We start from the raw sequence: 24,174 nt of genomic DNA, 5'->3' as shown, positions 1-24,174 counted from the left end.
TGTTATTAATGGAGTAATGGTTTTACGGATTGAAGGGTCAACATCTAAAAATATTGAGGTTTACTTATGCGAATAAACAGGGGAGTTTTGCCTCTGGCTACAGTACTGGTACTCTCAGGCAGCTTAGCTCTTTCAGGATGTAACGACAAAGACTCTCAGCAAGTTGCTGGGAACCAACAGGCTCCTGAAGTCGGTATCGTGACGCTGAAAACTGAACCTCTGATGGTCACGACGGAACTTCCAGGCCGAACATCAGCCTTCCGCATTGCAGAAGTTCGTCCACAAGTAAGTGGTATAATTCTGAAACGAAATTATAAAGAAGGTAGCGATGTAAAAGCAGGCACTTCTTTATATCAGATAGATCCAGCAACTTACCAAGCTGACTATGACAAAGCTAAAGCTGATTTGGCAAAAGCTCAGGCTAATGCAGAGATCGAACGCTTGACAGTGAACCGATATAAATCACTGTTAGGTACAAACTATGTTAGTCAACAGGAATTTGATAAAGCCAGTGCCGACTATGCACAAGCGAATGCTATAGTACAGGCAGCAAAAGCGGCCGTAGAGACCACCCGTATCAATTTGGCATATACCAAAGTTACAGCACCGATTAGTGGTCGTTCCGGTAAATCTACTATAACTGAAGGTGCTCTAGTTTCTGTTGGTCAACCAACAGCACTGACAACTGTTCAACAACTGGATCCGATTTATGTGGATGTCACTCAGTCAAGTGATGATTATCTGCGTCTTAAAAATGAAATCGCCAAAGGTATTGTACAGAAAGGGGACAATAAGGCTAAAGTTCACCTGATCATGGAAAATGGTAAAAACTACAGTGAAACAGGTTATTTGGAATTCTCTGATATTACTGTAGATGAAACAACGGGCTCTATCACTATCCGTGCAATATTCCCTAACCCGAATGAAGAGCTGCTTCCAGGTATGTTTGTTCGTGCAAAACTGGAAGAAGGTATTCGCCAGGATTCAATACTGGTTCCTCAGCAAGGAGTTACCCGTACACCTCGTGGTGAAGCTACTGTCATGGTGGTTGGTGCAGACGAAAAAGTCGAACCGCGCATTATCACTGCCAACCAAACTATTGGTGATAAATGGCTAGTAGCTTCCGGTCTAAAAGCAGGTGATCGGGTTATCGTTACTGGTTTGCAAAAAATTAAACCCGGCATCCCGGTTAAAGCAGAAGAAGTGGACTTAAATGCAAAATCTGCTGCGAACCAAGCTGAACCTGCGAAAAAGTCTTAATTTAGGAGTCATAGGAGTCAGTGATTCATGCCTAAATTTTTTATAGATCGGCCAATCTTTGCATGGGTAATCGCAATTATCACCATGCTGGCTGGCCTGCTGGCAATTATGAAATTACCCGTAGCGCAATACCCTACTATTGCACCACCGGCGATTTCTATCTCTGCAACTTATCCCGGCGCAGATGCCACTACTGTGCAAAACACAGTGACACAGGTTATCGAACAGAACATGAATGGTATCGATAACCTAGTTTATATGTCTTCCGACAGTGATTCTGCTGGAAACATGAATATTACACTAACCTTTGAGGCCGGTACTGATCCCGATATTGCACAGGTACAAGTACAAAACAAGCTACAACTCGCTATGCCTCTGTTACCACAAGAAGTGCAACAGCAAGGTATACGTGTAGATAAGTCCACGTCCTCTTTCTTGATGGTTGCCGGATTCATCTCTGAAGATGGCTCTATGTCACAAGACGATATCTCTGACTATGTTGGTGCAACCGTCAAAGACCCTCTGAGCCGTGTAACTGGTGTGGGTGATACAATGCTTTTTGGTAACCAGTATGCTATGCGTATCTGGTTAAATCCTGACAAGCTCATTAACTACAAAATGACGACTCTGGATATAATAAATGCCATCAAAGCACAAAATAACCAAATAGCTGCTGGTCAATTAGGGGGAACCCCTCCGGTTCCAGGTCAACGCTTGAATGCGTCGATCATTGCTCAAACACGTCTAACCTCACCGGAAGAGTTCAGCAATATTCTTCTGCGTGTCAATACTGACGGTTCTCAGGTCCGTCTGAAAGATGTAGCAAAGGTGGAACTAGGTGCAGAAAGCTACAACATCATTGCCCGCTATAATGGAAAACCTGCTGCGGGTATCGGTGTCAAACTAGCGACAGGCGCTAACGCTTTGGATACATCCAAAGCAGTAAAAGAAGCGCTAAAAAATATGGAACCTTTCTTCCCTCACGGGCTGAAAATCGTCTATCCATATGACACCACACCATTCGTTAAAATCTCTATAAACGAAGTGGTAAAAACACTGGTTGAAGCCATCATGCTGGTGTTCGTGGTAATGTATCTATTTCTCCAAAATTTCCGTGCAACACTCATTCCAACCATTGCGGTTCCAGTCGTACTCTTAGGAACATTTGCAATACTCGCTACATTTGGCTATTCAATAAATACATTAACCATGTTTGCTATGGTTCTCGCCATTGGCTTATTGGTAGATGATGCCATTGTTGTTGTAGAAAACGTTGAACGTGTTATGCAGGAAGAAGGTCTATCGCCGAAAGAAGCAACCAAGAAATCTATGGGACAAATCCAAAGCGCCCTAGTTGGTATTGCAATGGTGCTGTCTGCTGTATTTATCCCAATGGCCTTCTTCGGTGGTTCAACCGGTGCTATTTATCGTCAATTCTCGATCACTATCGTATCTGCAATGGTATTATCTGTGCTGGTAGCACTAATCCTGACACCAGCTCTATGTGCCACCATGTTGAAACCTATTGCCAAAGGTAGCCACGGTAAGCAGACCGGCTTCTTTGGCTGGTTCAACCGCATATTTGACAAAAGTACCCACCACTATACTGACAGCATTGGTCGTATTCTACGCAATACAGGCCGTTATCTGGTAATTTATGTATTCCTGGTGGCGGGTATGGCCGTCATGTTCACACGTTTACCATCCTCTTTTCTTCCCGAAGAAGATCAGGGAGTATTGCTGACAATGGTTCAATTACCTGCGGGGGCGACACAGGAACAAACAGAAAAAGTTCTAGATAAAATAAGCGATTACTTCAATACAGAAGAAAAAGATCGTGTGGTTTCTGTATTTACCGTCAGTGGCTTTGGTTTTAGTGGGCAAGGTCAAAACACGGGGTTGGGATTTATAAGCCTGAAAGACTGGGGTGAACGTCCAGGTGCTGAAAACAAAGTACCTGCTATTGTTGCCAGGGCTAGTGCTCACTTCCAGAAAATCAAAGAAGGTATGGTTTTTGCGTTTAACATCCCGGCAATTGTAGAGTTAGGTTCAGCAACTGGCTTTGATTTTGAATTAATTGATAAAGCAAACCTTGGACATGACAAACTGACAGAAGCCCGTAACCAATTACTTGGCATGATACAACAGCATCCAGATATGTTAGTAGGTGTTCGTCCTAATGGTCAGGAAGATACCCCTCAATATCGGATCAGAATCGATCAGGAAAAAGCTGAAGCTCTCGGTGTTTCCATCGTGGATATCAACTCTACACTCAGCACGATGTTTGGCAGTAATTACGTAAACGACTTTATCGATCGCGGTCGAGTCAAAAAAGTTTACGTTCAGTCGGAAGCTCCTTATCGTATGCTACCAAGTGATATTTACAAGCTGTATGTCCGTAATAAACAGGGTGAAATGGTTCCATTCTCTGCCTTTACAGATACGTCCAAAGAACCCTGGACCTACGGTTCACCACGTCTGGAACGCTATAACGGTTTACCATCAATGGAAATATTGGGTGAAGCAGCCCCTGGTAAAAGTACCGGTGATGCAATGGCTTTGATGGAAGAATTAGCATCGCAGTTACCAAATGGAATCGGTTTCGACTGGACAGGTATGTCCTATCAGGAACGCCTGTCTGGTAATCAAGCTCCAGCTCTATATGCATTATCATTGATAGTAGTATTCCTCTGTCTGGCTGCACTGTATGAAAGCTGGTCAATTCCATTCTCAGTTATGCTAGTAGTACCATTAGGTATCGTTGGAGCCTTGTTAGCAACAACATTCCGCGGTTTAGATAACGATGTTTACTTTAAAGTTGGCTTGTTGACCACTATCGGTTTGTCGGCTAAGAACGCGATACTCATCGTTGAATTCGCCAAGGACTTGATGGAAAAAGAGGGCAAGGGGTTGATAGAAGCTACGCTAGATGCGGTAAGAATGCGTCTTCGCCCAATCCTAATGACATCATTAGCATTTATGTTAGGTGTTATCCCCCTAGTACTGAGTAATGGTGCGGGATCTGGCTCTCAAAACGCAGTGGGTACTGGGGTATTAGGCGGAATGATTGCAGCAACCTCGCTAGCCATCTTTTTCGTGCCGGTATTCTTTGTGGTTATAAGACGACGTTTCAGTAAGAAAGCGGAGGAGATTGAACTCGCATCAGAATCTCATTAAATGCTACCAACAATAACCAGAAGGCCGTCAAATCGGCCTTCTTAAATATAATCGTTGCTTACATTTGACAAGATTCTGATCATTAATCTATCCGCTTAATATTTAAGTAATTTCGTTTAAATTTAATTATAATCACCACTTATGAGTATGAAATAGCTTTAAAAATCCAAGCATTAGTAACTTTAATAAAATTAATATGAAAGTTGTCGGACAAAAATTACTTTATCTTTTTTTACACTAAATGACAAAAAACAATACCAGCACATAGTGACTTATGTAATAATGATGTTATATTCATTGATTATTGTAGCCATCAGGCTATAATCTGCCATTACTGGTATCTGAGGGAAATACTGTTTTATATAAACCTACATATTAACTCACACATACTAGCCGCTATTTATAGTTTATTGAGTTAAGGTATGAATTTTGTTAAGAGCTGATTCTGATTTACTAGAAGCAAATCAGAGCCATCTGTAGAAAAGATAAATAATCCCAAAGAACGATTATAGATACATAATAATAATCTCTCGAAAAAAATTTATAATACGTGTATATGCTTAGTGTTTAACTCGAAAAATTAAGTAATGGCATATACAGCAAGATCAACATAGCATGGATGAATATTCACTCAAGATGACATAATATTGATGAATTAGAATGCTTATGTGAAAATCTAAGGCAAGAAGCACTTCTAGTGCAGAGTACACAGAGATGAGACTGGTTGTGGAAATAGCTTCTACATCTCAGAAGATTTTAAAGCTAAACAAATAGATTGAATACATATCAACTTTCGTTTGGTACTTTAAAATAAAATATTCTGATGATTTCAGTCTTCTCACTTGAATTGATAAATGTATTGATAATACATAGAGTTATGCTTTGTTTGGAAACAAATTAAGATTAGCGTTTCTATACCCAATGGATTTCAAGATGCATCGCGGCAGCAAGGGCACGAATCCCCGGGAGCATAGATAACTATGTGACCGGGGTGAGTGAGTGCAGCCAACAAAGAGGCAACTTGAAAGATGACGGGTATAAACTTATGGAATGGTAAAAAAACTAATGAACGCTTAACCAGCGTCCTGTTACAGGATTTAAATTGCTCCTTGAGCAAAATTTGATTGGATATTTCCCTCAATAATTTTTTATATATGTTAAATAAGAAAGGCGATTATGACTAAAACTGATTATCTGATGCGTTTAAGAAAATGCACCACGATTGATACACTGGAACGTGTGATTGAAAAGAACAAATATGAACTTTCAGGAGATGAACTTGAACTATTCTACTCTGCTGCGGATCACCGCCTGGCTGAGCTGACCATGAATAAACTGTATGACAGAATTCCACCTTCAGTATGGAAATATGTTCGCTAAAATAGTCTTTATCAGATAGAAAGTGATCCGAGCCGGTAAAGTGCTATCGGCTTATTAGGTTACCGATGAAATTGGCGAGGGCTCTGCCAGCGGCATCCCGGCACACACATCCCCTGCTATAGCTGCTTCCTTCCGGACCTGACCAAGTTAACAAGTTAGCGTTGCGGGAGAACCAACAGAGCCCCCATTGTGACGTGTTGCTTTAACTCTAAAGCGGTGCCATTATCATTCATACCTACTTAAATAGCAAGACAGGCAGACCCGAATGCTGATTTATTGCACATTGCAAATCAATACAATAAGGAAATGTATTATTTAACGGCTTTCAACGTAATTTCGACATCTTTAGTCTTCCCATTATTAATCACTTCATATGCGGTATCTGTAACAAACATCAAGCGGCTATGCAGCGAAACAGAAGCTCTGACAACAATGCGTGCATTCGGCTTAATTTTGTTTGGCTGATAAGGCAAAACAAAATGGAAAGGTGATTGTTTCCCACCTAAACGCTCTACCTTCTGAGACAGAGTAACTGAAGGTGCATCAGCTAAAGATACATCAGATAATGCCACTGTCAGAACAGCATCTGCTGGCAATGCTATACGCTGTAGTATATTAATATTACCTTCAACAAAAGACCGTTTCATTGGATTTTCAATCTTTCCCACCTGAGTATCTACTACCTCAGCACCTTTGGCATTACACCCAACCAAAGCAACCGCTAGTAATACGCCAGCGGGGAACTGCCATAATTTCATACACATTCCTCCATTATTAACTAATCTATATAAATATTAAAATAAATTGAAATATCAAATCATTAAATCTAACTCATTTGAATTATAGATTAAAAATTTGAACATAAGACACCAATAAATCTCACATTCTTTATTGCACTGCTGTTAGGACTTAAAACATTTACAATTTAGTTATTTATTAATCATCTATTAATGAGACAATAATCATCCCTTGTACTCTCGATAACCTAATAGAAAACAAAGGCATATTATGAGCAAGTCATTACAGAATCTGATAAATTTGATGAAATTGGAAAAAATTGAGGAAGGTATTTACCGAGGGCAAAGCGAAGATCTCGGTTTTCCTCAGGTTTTCGGAGGACAAGTGATTGGTCAGGCACTGTATGCTGCCAAACAAACCGTTGTCGATGACAGAATGGGCAACTCTTTCCATAGCTATTTCTTACGTCCCGGTGACAGTCACAAACCTATCGTCTATGATGTTGAGGTTTTGCGTGATGGAGGAAGTTTTAGTGCCCGGCGAGTTAGTGCAATTCAGAATGGTAAGCCTATCTTTTATATGACTGCCTCATTTCAAAGTCACGAAGAAAGTTTTGAACACCAAAATATAATGCCGGATGTACCCTATCCAGAAGAACTTATCCCTCAGGATGAAATCGTGAAAAAAATGTCGCATCTACTGCCACAAAAGATGCAGAATAATCTTCTTTTTCCCTGCCCGTTAGAAATGAGACCCGTAAAATATCACAGTCCATTCAATTGTCCACCAGAAGAGCCTATACGCTATGTTTGGTTCCGCAGTAACGGCAATATGCCTGATAATCCTTTTATTCATCAATATCTACTTGGCTATGCCTCCGATTTTAACTTTCTGCCAACAGCATTACAGCCACATGGTGTCGGGTTCCTTGAGAAAAATATTCAGATAGCAACAATTGACCATTCTATGTGGTTCCACCGCCCGTTTAGACTAGACGACTGGCTGCTATATGCTGTAGATAGTCCGTCAGCTTCCGGTGCCCGTGGTTTTGTTCGGGGACAGATTTATAATCGTGAAGGGATACTTGTTGCTTCCACTGTACAGGAAGGTCTGATTAGGAAACGCAATAGATAAATGAATAAGGCAGCAAATTAAGAAACCAGCATTACATTTCATGGCTTTATTGCTGCCCTTTTATATTACAACTTAATTATAAGCACTCTCTCCATGAGAATTAATATCCAACCCTTCCCTTTCAATTTCAACCGTAACCCTCAGCCCTACCAACAGATCTGCTATTTTAAAAGCAATAAAGGCAACAACGGCTGACCAAATCACACAAACCAGTATACTAAGAGCCTGAATACCAACTTGTTCCAACATGGTTATACCCTCTGCATGGCCGGTCCCTCCCAAAGATTTAGCCGTAAAAAACCCTGTTAGGAGGCAACCTACGATCCCACATACGCCGTGTATGCCGAATACATCACACACATCGTCAACACGTAACCACCGTTTTAAGGCCACCACCCCCCAAAGTCCGGTAAAACCCGCGATCAGACCAATGATTAATGCACCACCAACACCAACCATTCCCGCCGCAGGTGTAATACCAACCAGCCCAGCAATACAGCCTGAACATGCCCCTAAAAGAGACGGTTTATTACGGAAAAACCATTCTGCAAAAACCCATGACAGGATAGCGGCGGCAGTCGCCACAATGGTATTTAAAAATGCCAGAGCAGCTATCTCATTAGCAGCACTAGCAGAACCAGCATTAAAACCAAACCAACCAATATAGAGCACAGCAGTACCAGTGAAGACCATCGGCAAGTTATGTGGTTTAAATGCTTCTTTCCCAAAACCAGTACGTTTTCCCAGTAAGTAAGCACCAACCAATCCAGCTACAGCAGCATTAATATGAACAACCGTACCACCAGCAAAATCCAATGCTCCATCTTGTGAAAGCACACCCCCACCCCAAACCATATGCGCCATAGGCAGGTAAGAAAATGTCAACCACAGCACACTAAAAACTAACAAAGCCGGAAAGCGAATACGCTCCCCTAACGCACCAATAATCAAAGCAACTGTGATACAAGCGAAAGAGCCCTGAAATGCCACATGAATTAGCTGATAAAAATTGCCACTTAAGTCAGTGAATGCCAAATTCTTTAGCATCACTTGACTAACACCACCGAAAAAACCATTCCCTGGCTCAAAAGCCAAGCTGTAACCGTAAATCACCCATAATACACATACTAAAGCAAAGCTCACCATGACCTGAGCCATTAACGATAAAACATTTTTATTCCGTAGCAATCCACCATAAAACAGAGCAATTCCTGGAATCGTCATAAACAGAACAAGGACTGTACAAATCATCATAAAAGCATTATCAGCTTTATCAACAACACCTTCCGCTGCCTGAGATAATGATGGTAAGCAACTGGCTACAATACCGGCAGCCACAGAGAATTTTCTTTTCATATCTATCTTCTCTATCAGTGAGTTACAGTGCCTCATCGTTAGTTTCTCCTGTTCTAATACGAATAGCCTGTTGCAATTCGATGACAAAGATTTTACCGTCGCCAACTTTTCCAGTGAAAGCTGATTGCTGAATAGCATGAATTACCTCCTCAACCAATTCATCTGCTACAGCAATATCTATCTTTATTTTAGGTAAAAAATTGACACTATATTCCGCTCCACGATAAAGCTCCGCATGTCCTTTCTGACGCCCAAATCCTTTTACCTCTGTTATGGTCAACCCCTGAACACCAAGACCAGAGAGAACTTCCCGAATATCCTCCAATTTGAATGGCTTTATAATTGTCGTAATGAGCTTCATACATCCCCCTTCCATCCGGCTATTATGTTTTCAATAAGGAAATAGCAAGGGGCGTGCCAGAAATTAAAAACATATAAAAATCAAATAATAAAGAGAGTAAAAATTATGGAGAATTAAGAAGGGAGGAGAGCAGCGAATATACTCTCCCATAAGTGCACCGAATTAGTGCAAGCTTGATTAAATTAGCACCTCTTTCTCAGAGATTGTGCCACATTCATTTAATGTCTCACCTACTTGTTGCAACTGATACATCTGATAGTAACGTCCACGACTCACAAATAATTGTTGATGGCATCCCTGTTCAACAACTGCACCACGATGCAGCACCAGAATAGTATCAGCCTCCACAATGGTAGATAAACGATGAGCAATCACGATCAATGTTGTTTGTTGACGAATCAATCTCAAAGCCTGTTGTACCGCCTGTTCCGTACCAGAATCAATATTTGCAGTCGCTTCATCAAGGATCAAAATTTGTGGCGTTTGCACTAACACTCTCGCCATAGCAAGCAATTGTTTTTGACCGGCTGACAACGTATTACCCTGCTCTCCCAAGATAGTATGAAGTCCATCAGGCAATGTACGTACTAACTCAGCTAATTGAACCGTTTCCAGTACTTGCCAAACCTTCTCTTCTGAAATATTCCGACCAAGCGTAATATTGTCAAAGAAAGAGCCCACAAGAACAACCGGGTCCTGCTGAACTATTGCCACACCATTGCGTAATACCGAATGAGACAGAGATGATACAGGCCGGCCATCAAGATAAATTTCCCCTTTCTGCCACGGATAATACCCCATCAGCAAATTTGCCAGCGTACTTTTACCGCTACCGGTATGACCAACCAAAGCAACAAAACCATGAGCCGAAATCTGTAAGTTAATATCTTGCAAAACTATTTTTCCATGTCGGTAGGAAAAACTGACATTTTCTATATCAATTCGACCACTGGACAGTGGCTGACTATCCATCCCATAACCTTGTTGAGGACTATCCATTAATTCAAATATTCTCTCGCCAGAAACGACAGCTTGTTGCAAAATCGATTGTTGAGATGTCAGCTCAATAAGAGGTTCATTCAACCGCCCCAAATAATTAATAAAAGCATACAATACCCCGACACCAATCGCCCCTGGCCCACTAATTCCAAACAACACGATAAAACCGCACAATACCATAGCAGATAGCAAACTCAGCAATGGGCGTAACAAAAGCCCATCTAATCTCAACGCTTGCATTCTCGCCTGATAATGAGCCCGATTGGTTAACAACATACGTTCACCAAAACGCGCCTGCTGCCGGAACTGCTGAACAACACTCATTCCATTAATGACTTCATTAAACTCATCATTAATATCAGCCAAATAACTACGTACCCGACGGACAATTGGTGTACTAAAATGCTGATATATTGCCATAACAATCAATACGACAGGAAAAATAAGAATTGCAATCAATGCCATGCACCATTCCAACATAAACATGGCAATCAGCATCGCACCAATCAATGCCATGCTGCGAAATACCGCTGGAACTACATTAACATAAAGATCTTTAATGACTTCGGTGTCATTCGTTACACGGGAAATCAACTGCCCTACCGGCTGATTATCAAAAGCACTCAGAGGTTGGCGCAATGCTGCATTCATCACATCAGTACGAAGCTGCTGAACCACATCGACTGACACTTGATTGAACAATAAAGCCTGAAAATAGTGTAACGCAGCCGTAATCAGTTGCAGAATAATAAAGGTTATAGCTAGCCCGATAACCACTCTAGTAGGCATATTACCCGTTGCAACCATATTATCGATAAAGTAACTAATGAGAACCGGACCACTGACTTCCGCAATTGCAGCCCCCCATAACATGAGCACAGCCAGCCCCAACGGCTTACGATAATTTTTTCCATAAACCAGCAGGCGCTTCAGAGACGGCCACAATTGACGAACTTTAGTCATCTTTATCCCCTTCTACTGTTTCCTCGTCATCCAATTCTGCTTCGAGTTGCTGATAATAATACATATCACGATACCATCCCGGCTGCTCTGCCAGTTGCAGATGCCGTCCCTGATGTATAACAGAACCTTGCTGCATCACCAGGATATTATCCGCATCAGTTAATGCAGACAGGCGATGGGCACTAATAATAATCGTCCGTTGTTGCCTCCACTGACTGAGGTTTTGTAGGATATTGTATTCAGTTTGCCCATCAACCGCAGATAAAGCGTCATCCAGAATCAGAATCTCGGCATCTAAAAGTAATGCTCTTGCAATGGAAATACGCTGCTTCTGCCCACCAGAAAGCATTACCCCACGCTCGCCTACTTCTGTCTGATACCCCTCAGGTAAACGAAGAATATCTTCATGGACATTGGCAAGGCGGGCAACTTCTTCAATCTGTTCCTGTGTTGCATCAGGACGTCCCAAAGCGATATTCCTGGCAACGGTGTCTGAAAATAAAAAGGGAATTTGATTGACAACAGCAAATCGTGCTCGCCATTCATCTAATCTAATATCCGCAATTTTGAGCGACTGGAAAAGAATTTCACCCTCAGTCACATCAAACTGCCTCTGTATCAACGCAAGTAGTGTGCTTTTACCTGAACCAGTTGGACCACAGATCCCTAATAACTGCCCAGGTAATAACTGGACATGAATTTGACTGAGAACAGTTTTGTTACTTTGCGGATAATTAAACGCTTTGATATTCACATCCAAAATACCGCGCTCAGGCAATAAATTGCCAATACCATCCTTAATGACCGGAGGCTCCTGCAACAAGCTACGGATACGGCTATAAGCAGCACTTCCTCGTTCAACAATATTAAACATCCATGCCAACGCCAACATTGGCCAAATCATCAGGCCAAGATACATCACGAAACTAGTAAGCTCACCAAGTGTTAAAACACCATTTAGCACCATCCAGCTACCACCACCGATAGCCAAAAAGTTTGACATACCGATGGCAATAAAAATTGTCGGATCAAACCGAGCATCCACCCTAGCCACATACATATTCTTACGGCCGGCTTCCACTGCAACTTGTTCAAACTGACTTGATTGCAGATCTTCAAGGCCAAACGCTTTAATCATGCGAATACTGGTCAAACTCTCTTGAGCCTGATTATTTAAAGCAGAAAATGCGCCTTGTGCAGATTTGAAGCGACGATGAAGTTGATCACCATATCGTTTAATAATGATTGCCATAATCGGCATAGGTAACAGAGACAGTAAAGTTAATTGCCAACTAATTTGTATACTCATCATAATTAGCACTGCACAGCCCATAACTAGCGAATCAACTAACGTAAGTACACCTTCACCCGCAGCAAACACCACACGATCCACATCATTAGTAGCACGAGCCATTAAATCTCCCGTACGGTGACGCAAATAAAATTCAGGGTTTTGTCGGCTAAGTTGCTGGTAAAAATTATTCCGTAATTTAACGGCTAATTGATATGACGCCCCAAACAACCATAAACGCCATATATAACGCAAGATATAGACAATCAATGCAATAACCAGCATAACACCAATCCACACCATCAATTGGTAAAATGACATAGATGCAGTACTGATCCCATCAACGATTACACCCACCAGATATGGCGGAATGAGTAGTAGAATAGAGATAATAATAAGCAGAGTCACTGCCCCAAGATAGCGACGCCACTCGCTACGGAAGTACCAACTTAATTGAGAAAACAATCTCACGCGTGTATATCCCGAAATGAAATAGATAGTAGAAATGTTGAACGATACTCAGAATAATTGAATTAACGCAATAAATTAATAATTGGTTAATCTGGTATCGGTAATGCTGTAGTGTATTTGATTTTTTCCATTGCAAAACTCGATGTCACATCAATCAACCCCGGAACACCATTAACCATACGCTTGTAAAAAAGATCATAACTTTTCATATCCACAACTTCTACGTGCATTAAATAATCACACTCACCAGCCATACGATAAAAAGCTAGGACTTCTGGCATTTGCTTTATAAATGCAACAAATTGCTCATACCAACCACTGCTATGCTGCTGAGTTCTGATCATAACAATCACTGTCAGCCCTAATCCTAATTTTTCGCTATCAAGCAAAGCAACTTTGCCAACGATATAGCCTTCATCTTCAAGTCGTTTTAGCCGTTTCCAACAAGGAGTAGAGGTAAGATTAACAGCTTCCGCCAATGCATTCAGAGACAGACTACAATCTTTCTGTAGTAACTTAAGCAACTTGCGGTCTGTTTTATCCAACATAGCTACCTCTTATAGAAAAATTTTCCATAAAGAAACCACATACTAAGAAAAATAACAATCTATTTCTCCCAGTATCAAGTTAATCTATCCGCTGCCAATTATTTTTAAATTATAGAGTTAATAATTAATGTCACACAGTTGGACCACCAAGGCAATCAGAGAGATTCAAGCAGACCATCAACGCAGCTCTGACACTCATCTTATCCTCCTTAATTTGCCAGTTTTTCCAGGTATCCATTTATATCTAAAAGATGAAAGCACCCATCCAACCGGCAGTCTGAAACATAGGCTTGCTCGTTCTTTATTCCTTTACGCACTTAGTAATGGTTGGATAAAGGAAGGTACCCCGGTTATTGAATCCTCATCGGGTAGCACTGCTGTATCCGAAGCCTATTTTGCCCGCCTGCTTGGGCTACCTTTTATTGCTGTTATGCCCTCATACACTGCGAAACGTAAAATTCAGGAAATTGAATTTTATGGTGGTAAATGCCATTTTGTTAACCATTCAGCACAAATATATGACGAGTCAGAACGACTAGCGAAAGAACTAAATGGTCATTATATGGATCAATTTACCTACGCCGAACGAGCAACAGACTGGCGAGGTAACAACAATATTGCTGAAAGTATTTTTCGCCAGATGCAAATGGAACCATTTCCTGAACCAGATTATATTGTTATGAGCGCTGGTACTGGGGGAACTTCTGCAACTTTAGGACGCTATATCCGTTACCAAGGGCATAACACTAAACTAATTGTTGTCGATCCAGAAAACTCTATATTTTATGACTATTACCGTCAAAATTGCTGTGATATTCGTGGCAATTATAGCAGCAAGATTGAGGGTATTGGCCGCCCTAGAGCAGAGCCTTCTTTTATTCCCTCAGTCATTGATGACATGATCCAAATACCCGATTGCGCCAGCATTGCAACAATTTACTGGTTGGAAAAATTACTAGGCAGAAAAGTTGGCGCATCTACGGGGACTAATGTCTGGGGAGCGCTTCTGCTTGCTAACCAAATGCATGACCGTGGAGAACAAGGTGCAATAGTAACTTTACTGTGCGACAGTGGTGAACGTTATCTCGATACTTACTACAATCCAGATTGGGTAAAAAATAACATCGGCGATATCTCACCTTATCTCAAACAACTACCCAATTTCTGTAGTTATAAGTAACATGACCATTTTATTCCAATGAGGATGTTACAATGAGACGAGCTGTTGTTGTATTCAGTGGGGGGCAAGATTCCACTACCTGCCTGATTCAGGCAATTAATCAATATGATGAAGTACATTGTGTCACTTTTGATTATGGTCAGCGCCATCGTGCCGAAATTGATGTTGCACGTAATATCAGTCATTCTCTTGGTGCTGTCGCACATAAAGTATTGGATGTCACATTACTTAACGAATTGGCTCTCAGCAGTCTGACTCGTGATAATATTCCTGTTCCCGATTACAATGAAAGTGAAAAAAGTGCCATACCCAGTACATTTGTCCCTGGCCGTAATATCTTATTCCTGACGCTGTCTGCTATATATGCTTACCAAGTTGAAGCCAAAGCAGTCATTACCGGCGTATGCGAAACTGATTTTTCCGGCTACCCTGATTGCCGTGATGAATTTGTCAAGGCACTGAATAAAGCAGTAAGCCTTGGCATTGCCCGTGATATCCGCTTTGAGACGCCATTGATGTGGCTCAACAAAGCTGAAACTTGGGCATTGTCCGACTACTACCAGCACTTAGACTTTGTTCGTAGTCAGACATTGACTTGCTACAACGGTATTCAAGGTAATGGGTGTGGTACATGTGCAGCTTGTCATCTCAGAGCTAACGGATTAGAACAATATCTCAATGCGCCTGAGAAAATTATGACTGAAATGAAAGCAAAAACACATTTAGTTTAATCCAAATGGCAATGAGAGCTTTTTCCTCTCATTGTCCTGTTTTCACCAAAACTCCCATTATTTCACGTAATTCACCTTCAATAGACAAAGCTCTTTGTGTTTTTCTATCAATCCAGACAAACGTAGTTTTAGCATCTGCAATGAGTTGATTATTCCTCTTGCGTATAATTTCCTGAGAAAATACGCCACTTCTGTTTCTCAGCTCCGTCAACCGACAATCCACCTCTAATTCATCACCAAGAACCGCTGAACTGCGATAATTAATATTAATATTAACCACTGCAAACCCAACATTGTTTTTCTGTATCCATTCCACTACAGAGTGTTTATGCAGCCACTCCCATCGAGCACTTTCTAGAAATTCCAAGTAGCGAGCATTGTTCACATGTTGAAATAAATCTATATGATAACCATGAACTTTTATAACTGAACTCATAATATTGCCTTAATGTTAACGTCACTCGTCTGATCAAGTTGATTTCACAATAGCAAAACAAAAAATTCATACTAATTAAAGTGATTTATTTGCAACCTTGATCACAACATCCTCATTCACAAAATAAATCATGAATAAGGATGAGGGAGATATATACTAGTAGCTTAACTTATTTCTGTTTCGTTCAACGAAAACTGGCCCTATTCCCTGAACCTCTTGTAATTGTTCCACCGTAGTAAATGCACCATGTTTTTCCCGATATTCAACAATCCCCTGTGCTTTTTTTACTCCAATACCATTCAGTGCTTTTGCTAACTCTTCTGCACTTGCAGTATTAATATTCACCTTTCCTTTTTCCTCTACTTTCAAAGCTTCCTGCTGCTGTAGCTGCTTTTCTGATGAAGAATGGCTGGTAGTACTGACTGTTTTAGCTACTTTGTCTTTTACTTGTTCGGCGGCAATCGCAAATTGTCCGCCACACGCATAAAGCAAGCCAGCAACCAGAACAGATAAAATTCCCGATTTTTTCATATATGAATTCCTCCATGTTTTATTAGCGAGAAAAAGATTGCCACAGATAAATTTGAGCACAATGGACGAAGATCAGATATGCGAAAGGCCGCGAAAGCGGCCTTTATTGACAAGATAATTACAAAGATATTTGCGATACTCTCCGCAAATTTTTATTCGATATGACCTAACTTAATTTTGGCTTTTTCACGCAGACTTATCAGCAAAGATTCCAGCATAGCGTTACCCATTTCACTCTGGTAAACACCCGTCATGCTTTTAATTTGTTCCTCCGATACAACACCTGGAGTCACTTTATCCAGTTGAATCAGCACAACGTCATCCAAACTATTTTTCGTCAAACCATATTCTGCCTGACCTTCTTTTGGCTGTGGTAACGCGAACACTGCATTAACTAACATATTATCTTGAGATGTACGCTGAATAACCTGGGACTCACCAAACTGAATACCTGCATTTTTCAAAGCTTGCTCACCTTTACCTTCTTTTAAGGCGGCCAGTAACTTATCGCTTTCGACTTGAAGTTGTTTTTCAGCTTTCTGACGTTTAACCAGTTCAGTAACCTGTTCTTTAACTTTTTCGAAGGGTTGTACTGTTTCTGGTTTATAATTGTCTACACGCAGAACAAATGCACGATCACCTTCAACGGAGATAACATCAGAGTTAGTTCCTGTTGGCCCCTGCCCATCAACAAGATTGCCTTCAAAAATGGCATGAATGACAGAACTAAAGTTAATCTCTGCCGGCACATGATTACGATCAAACCAATCAGTCGTCACAACCTTAATACCTGAAATTTCCTCAGCAGCAGCTAAAGATTCATTATCGCTGGTAGCAGCATCACTGACTTTCTGTTGCAGAGCATAGAAAGCATCTACTGCTTTTTCTTGCTTAACCGTTTTTTCAATTTCAGAGCGAACTTCAGATAAGGGTTTAATTATTTGAGGTTTAATATCATCCAAATGGAAAATAGCGAAACCATTAGGAACCTTAACCAAAGAAGAAATTTGGCCTTTCTCTTTTAAATTAGCTTGTCTCAACTCTTCAGGAAGAGCATCTTCTTCCATCCAGCCGATATCACCGTGATTTTTCGCTGAAAATTTATCGGTGGACTTTTCAGCCGCCAATTTACCAAAATCAGCCCCTTTATTTAACTCATCAACTACTGTTTTAGCCTCAGCTTCAGTTGCAAGCTGAATTAAACTGTACTTTTTCTGCTCTGGTTGTGTATAGCGTTTTAAGTTGTGCTCATAGTAAGCATCAATGTCAGCAGACGTAGCCGAAACCTTATTCATTTCATCTACAGCATCCATTTTGATATAGCTGACTTTCACTTCCTCAGGAGCAATAAAGCTGCTCTTATTCAGATTATAGTAATCTTGCAAATCTTTATCTGTTACTTCCTGCTGCGCCTGAATTTTCTTCAGCTCCAGTGTAGCCAAACGGGCAGTTCTCTGTTGCAAAAACAATTCAGCATTGAGTTTCACTTCACTCGGCAAGGCTATTTCACTACCAGAAAAAGCCATAATTAATTGTTGATTAACTAAATTCTGGCGTGTTTGTTCAGCAAAAAGATCCGGACTCATATTGGAACGGTTGAGCAACTCCAGATATTTGTTGTTATCAAATTTACCATTTATCTGAAAGTAAGAAGTATTTCGGATAAAATCCTTAACTTGCTCATCACTGGCAGATAAACCTAATTCACGGGAATATTGTTCAATTAATACATTATTAATTAGACGCTCCAAAGCCTGATTACGAATCTGCTTCATGCTTTGTTCGTCACTTGCCAACACAGAGAATTTATCTCCCAATTGATCTTTCAAGGTGTCTCTCTCTTGCTGAAACACCCTCTCCAATTCAACACGACTGATAGTCTGACCATTCACTTCGGCAGCATAACTACCAGCTCCACTTGTCAGGTAGCCCCCAACTCCCGTCAAAACAAAAGACAGGATAATGAGAGCCAGCACGATTTTAAGCACAGGACTGTTTGCCGCCGTGCGTAGGTTGTCCATCATAAAGAGGCAAAACTCCGCTTTGGTGAAATTGAAAATACCATATTACGCTAATTCAAGCGCTAAGAGAAAAAAAGCGCACCAATCAATTGATGCGCTTCTATTTTAACTTACCAAACCTATCTCGTCAGTCTATGTTTGCCAATATAACAAGGACTGATAAACAATATTTGGTTCGTGTCACCCATTAACAGCGTCTTTCAAACCTTTACCTGGACGGAAAGCAGGTACTTTAGCCGCAGCAATTTTGAGCTCTTTTCCTGTTTGAGGGTTACGGCCTGTACGTGCAGAACGTTCACGAACAGCAAAAGTACCGAATCCCACCAGAGCAACATCATCACCATCCTTCAATGCACCCGTTACAGAAGAAATGAATGCATCTACTACACGCCCCGCAGCTGCTTTAGAAATATTAGAGTCAGCAGCAATTTTGTCGATCAGTTGTGATTTATTCACTCTTATCATCCCCATATAGTTTTTACTACCGCATCAGAATCCCAACGGATAACCCGATAGCAGTGCCGTTATATCAATCCTTTCCGATATTGGCAAGAAATCATAAGACAACAAAATATTTATTAAGCAGTTTATCCAAGTTAATAATATAAAAAGGCTGGTAAGCCTGAATTCACTTACCAGCCTATATTTCATTCATACTTATTGAAAAAGTTCACTATTTTTGTACTATTTGACTGACACTAATTCTGCGCCAAACACAGGGTCCTGCAATGTAATAGCCAAAACATCTTCAATACGTTTAACTGGATGGATCTGTAGATCTGCAACAATGTTCTGGGGAATTTCTTCCAGATCACGTTTATTCTCTTCCGGAATTAAGACTGTTTTAATTCCACCTCGATGGGCAGCTAATAGTTTCTCTTTCAAGCCACCGATTGGCAGAACTAAACCACGCAACGTGATTTCGCCCGTCATAGCAACATCCGCCCGAACTGGATTACCGGTCAGGCAGGAGACCAATGCTGTACACATGGCGATACCCGCACTTGGGCCATCTTTTGGCGTCGCACCTTCCGGAACGTGGACATGAATATCCCGTTTCTCATAGAAATCAGAGTTGATACCCAACTTATCAGCACGAGCACGAACAACTGTTAATGCTGCCTGAATGGATTCCTGCATAACCTCACCGAGTGAGCCGGTATAGGTTAGTTTACCTTTCCCCGGAACACACGCGGTTTCAATGGTCAGTAAATCACCACCAACCTCAGTCCATGCAAGCCCTGTGACCTGACCAATACGGTTTTCTGTATCTGCACGACCATAATCCACACGTTGAACACCCAGATAATCTTTCAAGTTATCTGAATTGATTTCAATATGTTTTAAATTTTTATCCATTAACAATGTCTTCACCGTCTTACGGCACAGCTTAGAAATTTCTCGCTCTAAACTACGCACTCCGGCTTCACGAGTGTAGTAACGGATAATGCCAATAATAGCACTGTCATCAACAGTTAATTCATTTTTTTTCAGAGCATTACGTTCAATCTGCTTAGGCAGCAAATGACGCTTGGCAATATTTAACTTTTCATCTTCGGTATAACCGGAAAGACGAATAATCTCCATGCGATCCAACAATGGTGCCGGAATCTTCATAGAGTTGGATGTTGCAACAAACATGACATCTGACAGATCATAATCGACCTCCAGATAATGGTCGTTAAATGCCACGTTCTGTTCTGGGTCCAAAACTTCCAATAAGGCAGAAGCTGGATCACCACGCATATCGGACGACATCTTATCAATCTCGTCCAGTAGGAATAGGGGATTTTTCACTCCAACCTTGGACATTTTTTGAATCAATTTGCCCGGCATAGAGCCAATATAAGTACGGCGATGACCACGAATTTCCGCTTCATCACGGACCCCACCCAATGCCATACGCACATATTTCCGCCCGGTCGCTCGTGCAATAGACTGACCTAAAGAGGTTTTACCCACCCCAGGAGGACCAACCAGACATAAAATCGGTCCTTTAATTTTGCTAATTCGGCTTTGTACCGCTAGATACTCAAGGATACGCTCTTTCACACGCTCTAAACCATAATGGTCGGTATCCAGAGTTTCCTGAGCTTTAACCAAATCTTTTTTAACTTTACTGCGAGCAACCCACGGAACCTGCACCATCCAATCGATATAGCTACGGACAACTGTCGCTTCCGCCGACATAGGAGACATCATTTTCAGTTTTTGCAATTCAGCTTCGGCTTTTTCACGAGCTTCTTTGGGCATTTTTGCCGCTTCAATTTTGCGCTTCAGAGTTTCATACTCATCAGGCGCATCATCCATTTCACCCAGTTCTTTTTGAATTGCTTTCATCTGCTCATTCAGGTAGTACTCGCGCTGACTTTTTTCCATTTGTTTTTTCACGCGGTTACGGATGCGCTTTTCTACCTGTAACAAATCAATTTCTGATTCCATCATTGCCATCAGATATTCAAGACGCTCAACGACATCAGACATTTCCAAAACAGTCTGTTTATCACTGAGTTTCAATGGCATATGCGCAGCAATTGTATCAGCTAATTTAGCTGCATCTTCAACACTGTGTAGCGAAGTCAAAACCTCTGGCGGGATTTTTTTATTTAGCTTAATGTAGCCTTCAAACTGATTAATAGCTGTCCTGATCATCACTTCCTGCTCACGTTCATCAACGATCGGTGAGTCAAGATACTCAGCATGAGCAGAAAAATGTTCGCCATTGTCAGTCAGAGTTGTAATGCGGGCACGTTTCAACCCTTCGACAAGCACTTTTACGGTGCCGTCAGGCAATTTTAACATCTGTAAAATAGAAGCTACTGTACCAACGGAGAAAAGGTCATTAACCCCTGGCTCATCAGTTGAAGCTTCTTTTTGCGCAACCAACATGATCTGTTTGTCATGATCCATTGCTGCTTCTAGGCAGTGAATAGACTTCTCACGCCCTACAAACAATGGGATCACCATATGCGGGTAAACCACCACATCGCGCAGAGGCAATACAGGGATTTCTATGCGTTCGGAACGCTCAAGATTCATAGAGCTCTCTCTTCGTTTAGCTTTCGCCAGTTTTTAGGGAATCTCGTGAAACGCGGTTCTCACGAGTTTCACTCCATAGAATATAAAATATATGGGGACAGGAATTTGACATTCAATAGTATGATACTTTAATAAAAATAAAATGAGGGTAGTCCCCTCATTTTATTTAATAATATCTCGTTTAGCGAATTCCCTATCCTAGACTCAATTATTCACCAGAAACCTGGGCATCCGGTTTGCTGTAAATCAGTAAAGGCGCAGATTGACCATTGACAACCGATTCATCTACAACAACTTTCCCAACGTTTTCCATTGATGGCAGATCATACATAGTGTCCAGCAATGCGCCTTCAACGATAGAACGCAGGCCGCGGGCACCTGTCTTACGAACCATTGCTTTCTTAGCAATAGCCGTCAGGGCTTCACTTCTGAATTCCAGATCAACACCTTCAAGGTTAAACAGTGCTTGATACTGCTTAGTCAACGCATTTTTAGGCTCTTTCAAAATCTGGATCAACGCTTCCTCACTCAATTCACTGAGCGTGGCAACAACAGGTAACCGCCCAATAAATTCAGGGATAAGACCAAATTTGATGAGATCTTCTGGCTCAGCCTGTGCAAGCAATTCGCCTTCAGTCGCTTTTTCTGACTCACCTTTGACTTTCGCACTAAATCCAATACCTGTACTGGTATTTAGACGCTGACCAATCACTTTATCCAGACCTGCAAACGCACCACCACAAATAAACAGGATCTTAGAGGTATCTACCTGTAAAAACTCCTGTTGTGGATGTTTACGCCCCCCCTGAGGAGGAACCGCAGCAATTGTACCTTCAATCAATTTCAGCAGCGCTTGCTGTACACCCTCACCTGAAACATCCCGAGTAATTGACGGGTTATCAGATTTACGTGAAATCTTGTCAATTTCATCAATGTAAACAATACCGCGCTGAGCTTTTTGCACATCGTAGTCACATTTTTGCAGTAATTTCTGAATAATGTTTTCTACGTCTTCTCCCACATATCCCGCTTCAGTCAGCGTAGTCGCATCTGCCATAGTAAAAGGAACATCAAGATAACGGGCCAATGTTTCAGCCAATAGTGTTTTACCACTCCCTGTCGGCCCAATCAGCAGGATATTACTTTTACCTAATTCAACACCGTTACTGGTATCACCATTACGTAACCGCTTGTAATGGTTATAAACAGCAACCGCCAACACTTTTTTCGCCGTTTCCTGACCAATCACATAGTCATCCAAATGCTGACGAATTTCATGAGGCGTTGGTAATGCATTACGCTCACGATGTGGTACAAGCTCTTTAATTTCTTCGCGAATGATGTCGTTACATAAATCCACACATTCATCGCAGATATACACTGACGGGCCAGCAATCAATTTTCGCACTTCATGTTGGCTTTTCCCGCAGAAAGAGCAATACAGCAGCTTTCCTGAACCGTCTTTGCGCTTATCTGTCATCAGTCACAACCTCACTTTATCAACTGCTCACCCAGATTCGTCTGGCAAAGCAGGAAACTTCTGCTATTACCCCGAACGTCATAGCCTTACCAAGTGGTAAGCCGAATGTTTATATACCCGTTATCTTTCAAGTCGCCTCTTTGTTGGCTGCACTCACTCACCCCGGTCACATAATTACCTATGCTCCCGGGGATTCGCTCTCTGCCATCTCGATGCATCTTGAAATCCATAGGGTATATTATAGCTTCTGGGAATAATAAATTAATCGCGATGGGTGAAAATCTTATCAACCAATCCATATTCTACGGCTTCGTCTGCTGACAAGAAACGATCACGTTCTGTATCTTTCGCGATCTCTTCAATAGGTCTTCCCGTATGTTTTGCCATCAATTCATTCATACGCGATTTTACTTTCAGTATTTCCTGAGCATGAATTTCAATATCTGTAGCTTGCCCCTGGAAACCGCCTAATGGCTGATGAATCATAACCCGGGAATTTGGCAAACAGATACGTTTTCCCTTTGCCCCAGCAGTCAACAAGAATGCTCCCATTGAACATGCCTGCCCCATACAAATAGTACTGACATCCGGTTTAATAAACTGCATCGTATCATAGATGGACATTCCCGCAGTAATCACACCACCTGGTGAATTGATATATAAGAAAATATCTTTTTCCGGATTCTCTGCTTCAAGAAACAACATCTGAGCTGCAACCAGATTTGCCATGTGATCTTCAACCTGACCGGTCAGGAAAATAATACGCTCCTTTAATAAGCGAGAATAGATATCGTATGAACGTTCTCCACGAGCAGTCTGTTCAACTACCATCGGCACCAAAGCCATGTGAGGCGCATATTGATCCCGCTTGTCGCTATATGACATTTTCGTCTCCTAATAGAATTCATGTTGGTGCCATTCATAACCAATTCTACTTGAGATAAGCGATGATGACCATGATTCAAAGTTAGCCAATCAAGGGGGAATCCCCCCTGAAAAATTTTGCAATCATATACATAATATTAAAAAGGATCTGAGGGTAAACCCACTTTTTTCAAGAAAAATCTTGCCTCTTAAT

20 protein-coding genes and 1 other RNA gene are annotated in these 24,174 nt (G+C 41.4%); 6 read left to right on the top strand and 15 right to left on the bottom strand.

Annotated features, from left to right (window positions below):
- Positions 1-66 precede the first annotated feature (66 nt).
- The 3 genes from AAC155_RS01920 (at position 67) to AAC155_RS01910 (ending at position 5,817) form a co-directional block, all read left to right on the top strand.
- Complete coding sequence (locus AAC155_RS01920; RefSeq protein ID WP_113040824.1) at positions 67-1,260, top strand: efflux RND transporter periplasmic adaptor subunit; 1,194 nt, start codon at positions 67-69, stop codon at positions 1,258-1,260.
- Between the two features lie 27 nt (positions 1,261-1,287).
- Positions 1,288-4,437, top strand: coding sequence for an efflux RND transporter permease subunit (locus AAC155_RS01915; RefSeq protein ID WP_113040823.1), 3,150 nt, complete (start codon positions 1,288-1,290; stop codon positions 4,435-4,437).
- A 1,176-nt stretch (positions 4,438-5,613) separates the two neighbouring features.
- Positions 5,614-5,817: an HHA domain-containing protein gene (locus tag AAC155_RS01910; protein ID WP_011147992.1), complete on the top strand. Its 204-nt coding sequence runs from the start codon at positions 5,614-5,616 to the stop codon at positions 5,815-5,817.
- 81 nt (positions 5,818-5,898) lie between these two features.
- Here AAC155_RS01910 and ffs read toward each other — a convergent pair.
- Both ffs and AAC155_RS01900 read right to left on the bottom strand, forming a co-directional pair.
- Positions 5,899-5,995: signal recognition particle sRNA small type (gene ffs / locus AAC155_RS01905), an RNA gene on the bottom strand.
- A 133-nt stretch (positions 5,996-6,128) separates the two neighbouring features.
- Positions 6,129-6,575: a YbaY family lipoprotein gene (locus AAC155_RS01900; RefSeq protein ID WP_113040821.1), complete on the bottom strand. Its 447-nt coding sequence runs from the start codon at positions 6,573-6,575 to the stop codon at positions 6,129-6,131.
- A 250-nt stretch (positions 6,576-6,825) separates the two neighbouring features.
- On the opposite strand from AAC155_RS01900, the gene tesB reads away from it, so the two are divergent.
- Positions 6,826-7,689, top strand: coding sequence for an acyl-CoA thioesterase II (gene tesB, locus AAC155_RS01895; protein ID WP_113040820.1), 864 nt, complete (start codon positions 6,826-6,828; stop codon positions 7,687-7,689).
- 72 nt (positions 7,690-7,761) lie between these two features.
- Here the strand turns inward: tesB and amtB are convergent, their stop codons facing one another.
- The 5 genes from amtB to AAC155_RS01870 all read right to left on the bottom strand — a co-directional run bounded on the left by amtB (position 7,762) and on the right by AAC155_RS01870 (position 13,678).
- On the bottom strand, positions 7,762-9,045 hold the full coding sequence (gene amtB, locus AAC155_RS01890; RefSeq protein ID WP_113040952.1) for an ammonium transporter AmtB: 1,284 nt from the start codon (positions 9,043-9,045) through the stop codon (positions 7,762-7,764).
- Positions 9,046-9,067: 22 nt separating this feature from the next.
- A complete protein-coding gene (gene glnK / locus AAC155_RS01885; protein WP_113040819.1) occupies positions 9,068-9,406 on the bottom strand; it encodes a P-II family nitrogen regulator in 339 nt (112 codons plus the stop codon).
- Between the two features lie 177 nt (positions 9,407-9,583).
- Complete coding sequence (locus tag AAC155_RS01880; RefSeq protein WP_113040818.1) at positions 9,584-11,368, bottom strand: SmdB family multidrug efflux ABC transporter permease/ATP-binding protein; 1,785 nt, start codon at positions 11,366-11,368, stop codon at positions 9,584-9,586.
- Positions 11,361-13,130, bottom strand: coding sequence for a SmdA family multidrug ABC transporter permease/ATP-binding protein (locus AAC155_RS01875; RefSeq protein ID WP_113040817.1), 1,770 nt, complete (start codon positions 13,128-13,130; stop codon positions 11,361-11,363). Before AAC155_RS01875 ends, AAC155_RS01880 begins: the two co-directional genes overlap by 8 nt.
- Positions 13,131-13,216: 86 nt before the next feature.
- The gene (locus tag AAC155_RS01870; protein WP_113024566.1) at positions 13,217-13,678 is read right to left on the bottom strand and encodes an Lrp/AsnC family transcriptional regulator; all 462 of its coding nucleotides are present in this window, start codon (positions 13,676-13,678) and stop codon (positions 13,217-13,219) included.
- Between the two features lie 127 nt (positions 13,679-13,805).
- Here AAC155_RS01870 and AAC155_RS01865 point away from each other — a divergent pair, with 127 nt between their 5' ends.
- Positions 13,806-14,858 carry a PLP-dependent cysteine synthase family protein gene (locus AAC155_RS01865; protein WP_113040816.1) on the top strand — a complete coding sequence of 351 codons (1,053 nt, stop codon included), beginning with the start codon at positions 13,806-13,808 and terminating at the stop codon, positions 14,856-14,858.
- 32 nt (positions 14,859-14,890) lie between these two features.
- Positions 14,891-15,589 (top strand): 7-cyano-7-deazaguanine synthase QueC, encoded by a 699-nt coding sequence (gene queC / locus AAC155_RS01860; protein WP_113040815.1) that lies wholly within the window; start codon positions 14,891-14,893, stop codon positions 15,587-15,589.
- 28 nt (positions 15,590-15,617) lie between these two features.
- On the opposite strand, the gene AAC155_RS01855 is transcribed toward queC, so the two are convergent.
- The 8 genes from AAC155_RS01855 to clpP form a co-directional block, all read right to left on the bottom strand.
- Positions 15,618-16,025, bottom strand: a complete 408-nt coding sequence (locus AAC155_RS01855; RefSeq protein ID WP_112894567.1) for an acyl-CoA thioesterase — start codon at positions 16,023-16,025, stop codon at positions 15,618-15,620.
- A gap of 156 nt (positions 16,026-16,181) precedes the next feature.
- The gene (locus AAC155_RS01850) at positions 16,182-16,556 is read right to left on the bottom strand and encodes a ComEA family DNA-binding protein (RefSeq protein ID WP_112877935.1); all 375 of its coding nucleotides are present in this window, start codon (positions 16,554-16,556) and stop codon (positions 16,182-16,184) included.
- A 152-nt stretch (positions 16,557-16,708) separates the two neighbouring features.
- Complete coding sequence (gene ppiD, locus AAC155_RS01845; protein ID WP_113040814.1) at positions 16,709-18,580, bottom strand: peptidylprolyl isomerase; 1,872 nt, start codon at positions 18,578-18,580, stop codon at positions 16,709-16,711.
- 177 nt (positions 18,581-18,757) lie between these two features.
- Positions 18,758-19,033: a nucleoid-associated protein HU-beta gene (gene hupB / locus AAC155_RS01840; protein WP_011148005.1), complete on the bottom strand. Its 276-nt coding sequence runs from the start codon at positions 19,031-19,033 to the stop codon at positions 18,758-18,760.
- Positions 19,034-19,261: 228 nt separating this feature from the next.
- The gene (gene lon / locus AAC155_RS01835) at positions 19,262-21,616 is read right to left on the bottom strand and encodes an endopeptidase La (protein ID WP_011148006.1); all 2,355 of its coding nucleotides are present in this window, start codon (positions 21,614-21,616) and stop codon (positions 19,262-19,264) included.
- Between the two features lie 208 nt (positions 21,617-21,824).
- On the bottom strand, positions 21,825-23,096 hold the full coding sequence (clpX, locus tag AAC155_RS01830; RefSeq protein WP_011148007.1) for an ATP-dependent protease ATP-binding subunit ClpX: 1,272 nt from the start codon (positions 23,094-23,096) through the stop codon (positions 21,825-21,827).
- A gap of 86 nt (positions 23,097-23,182) precedes the next feature.
- A complete protein-coding gene (locus tag AAC155_RS01825) occupies positions 23,183-23,314 on the bottom strand; it encodes a hypothetical protein (protein ID WP_262405099.1) in 132 nt (43 codons plus the stop codon).
- Positions 23,315-23,357: 43 nt separating this feature from the next.
- Entirely contained in the window at positions 23,358-23,981 is a 624-nt protein-coding gene (gene clpP, locus AAC155_RS01820) for an ATP-dependent Clp endopeptidase proteolytic subunit ClpP (protein WP_058588443.1), read from the bottom strand.
- Positions 23,982-24,174: the final 193 nt, after the last annotated feature.

It is taken from the genome of Photorhabdus sp. HUG-39 (assembly GCF_963878365.1).
GTDB classification, from domain to species: Bacteria; Pseudomonadota; Gammaproteobacteria; order Enterobacterales; family Enterobacteriaceae; genus Photorhabdus; species Photorhabdus kayaii.
The sequence above is the reverse complement of the archived record's forward strand: the minus strand, read 5'-3'. Positions and strand labels throughout refer to the sequence as shown.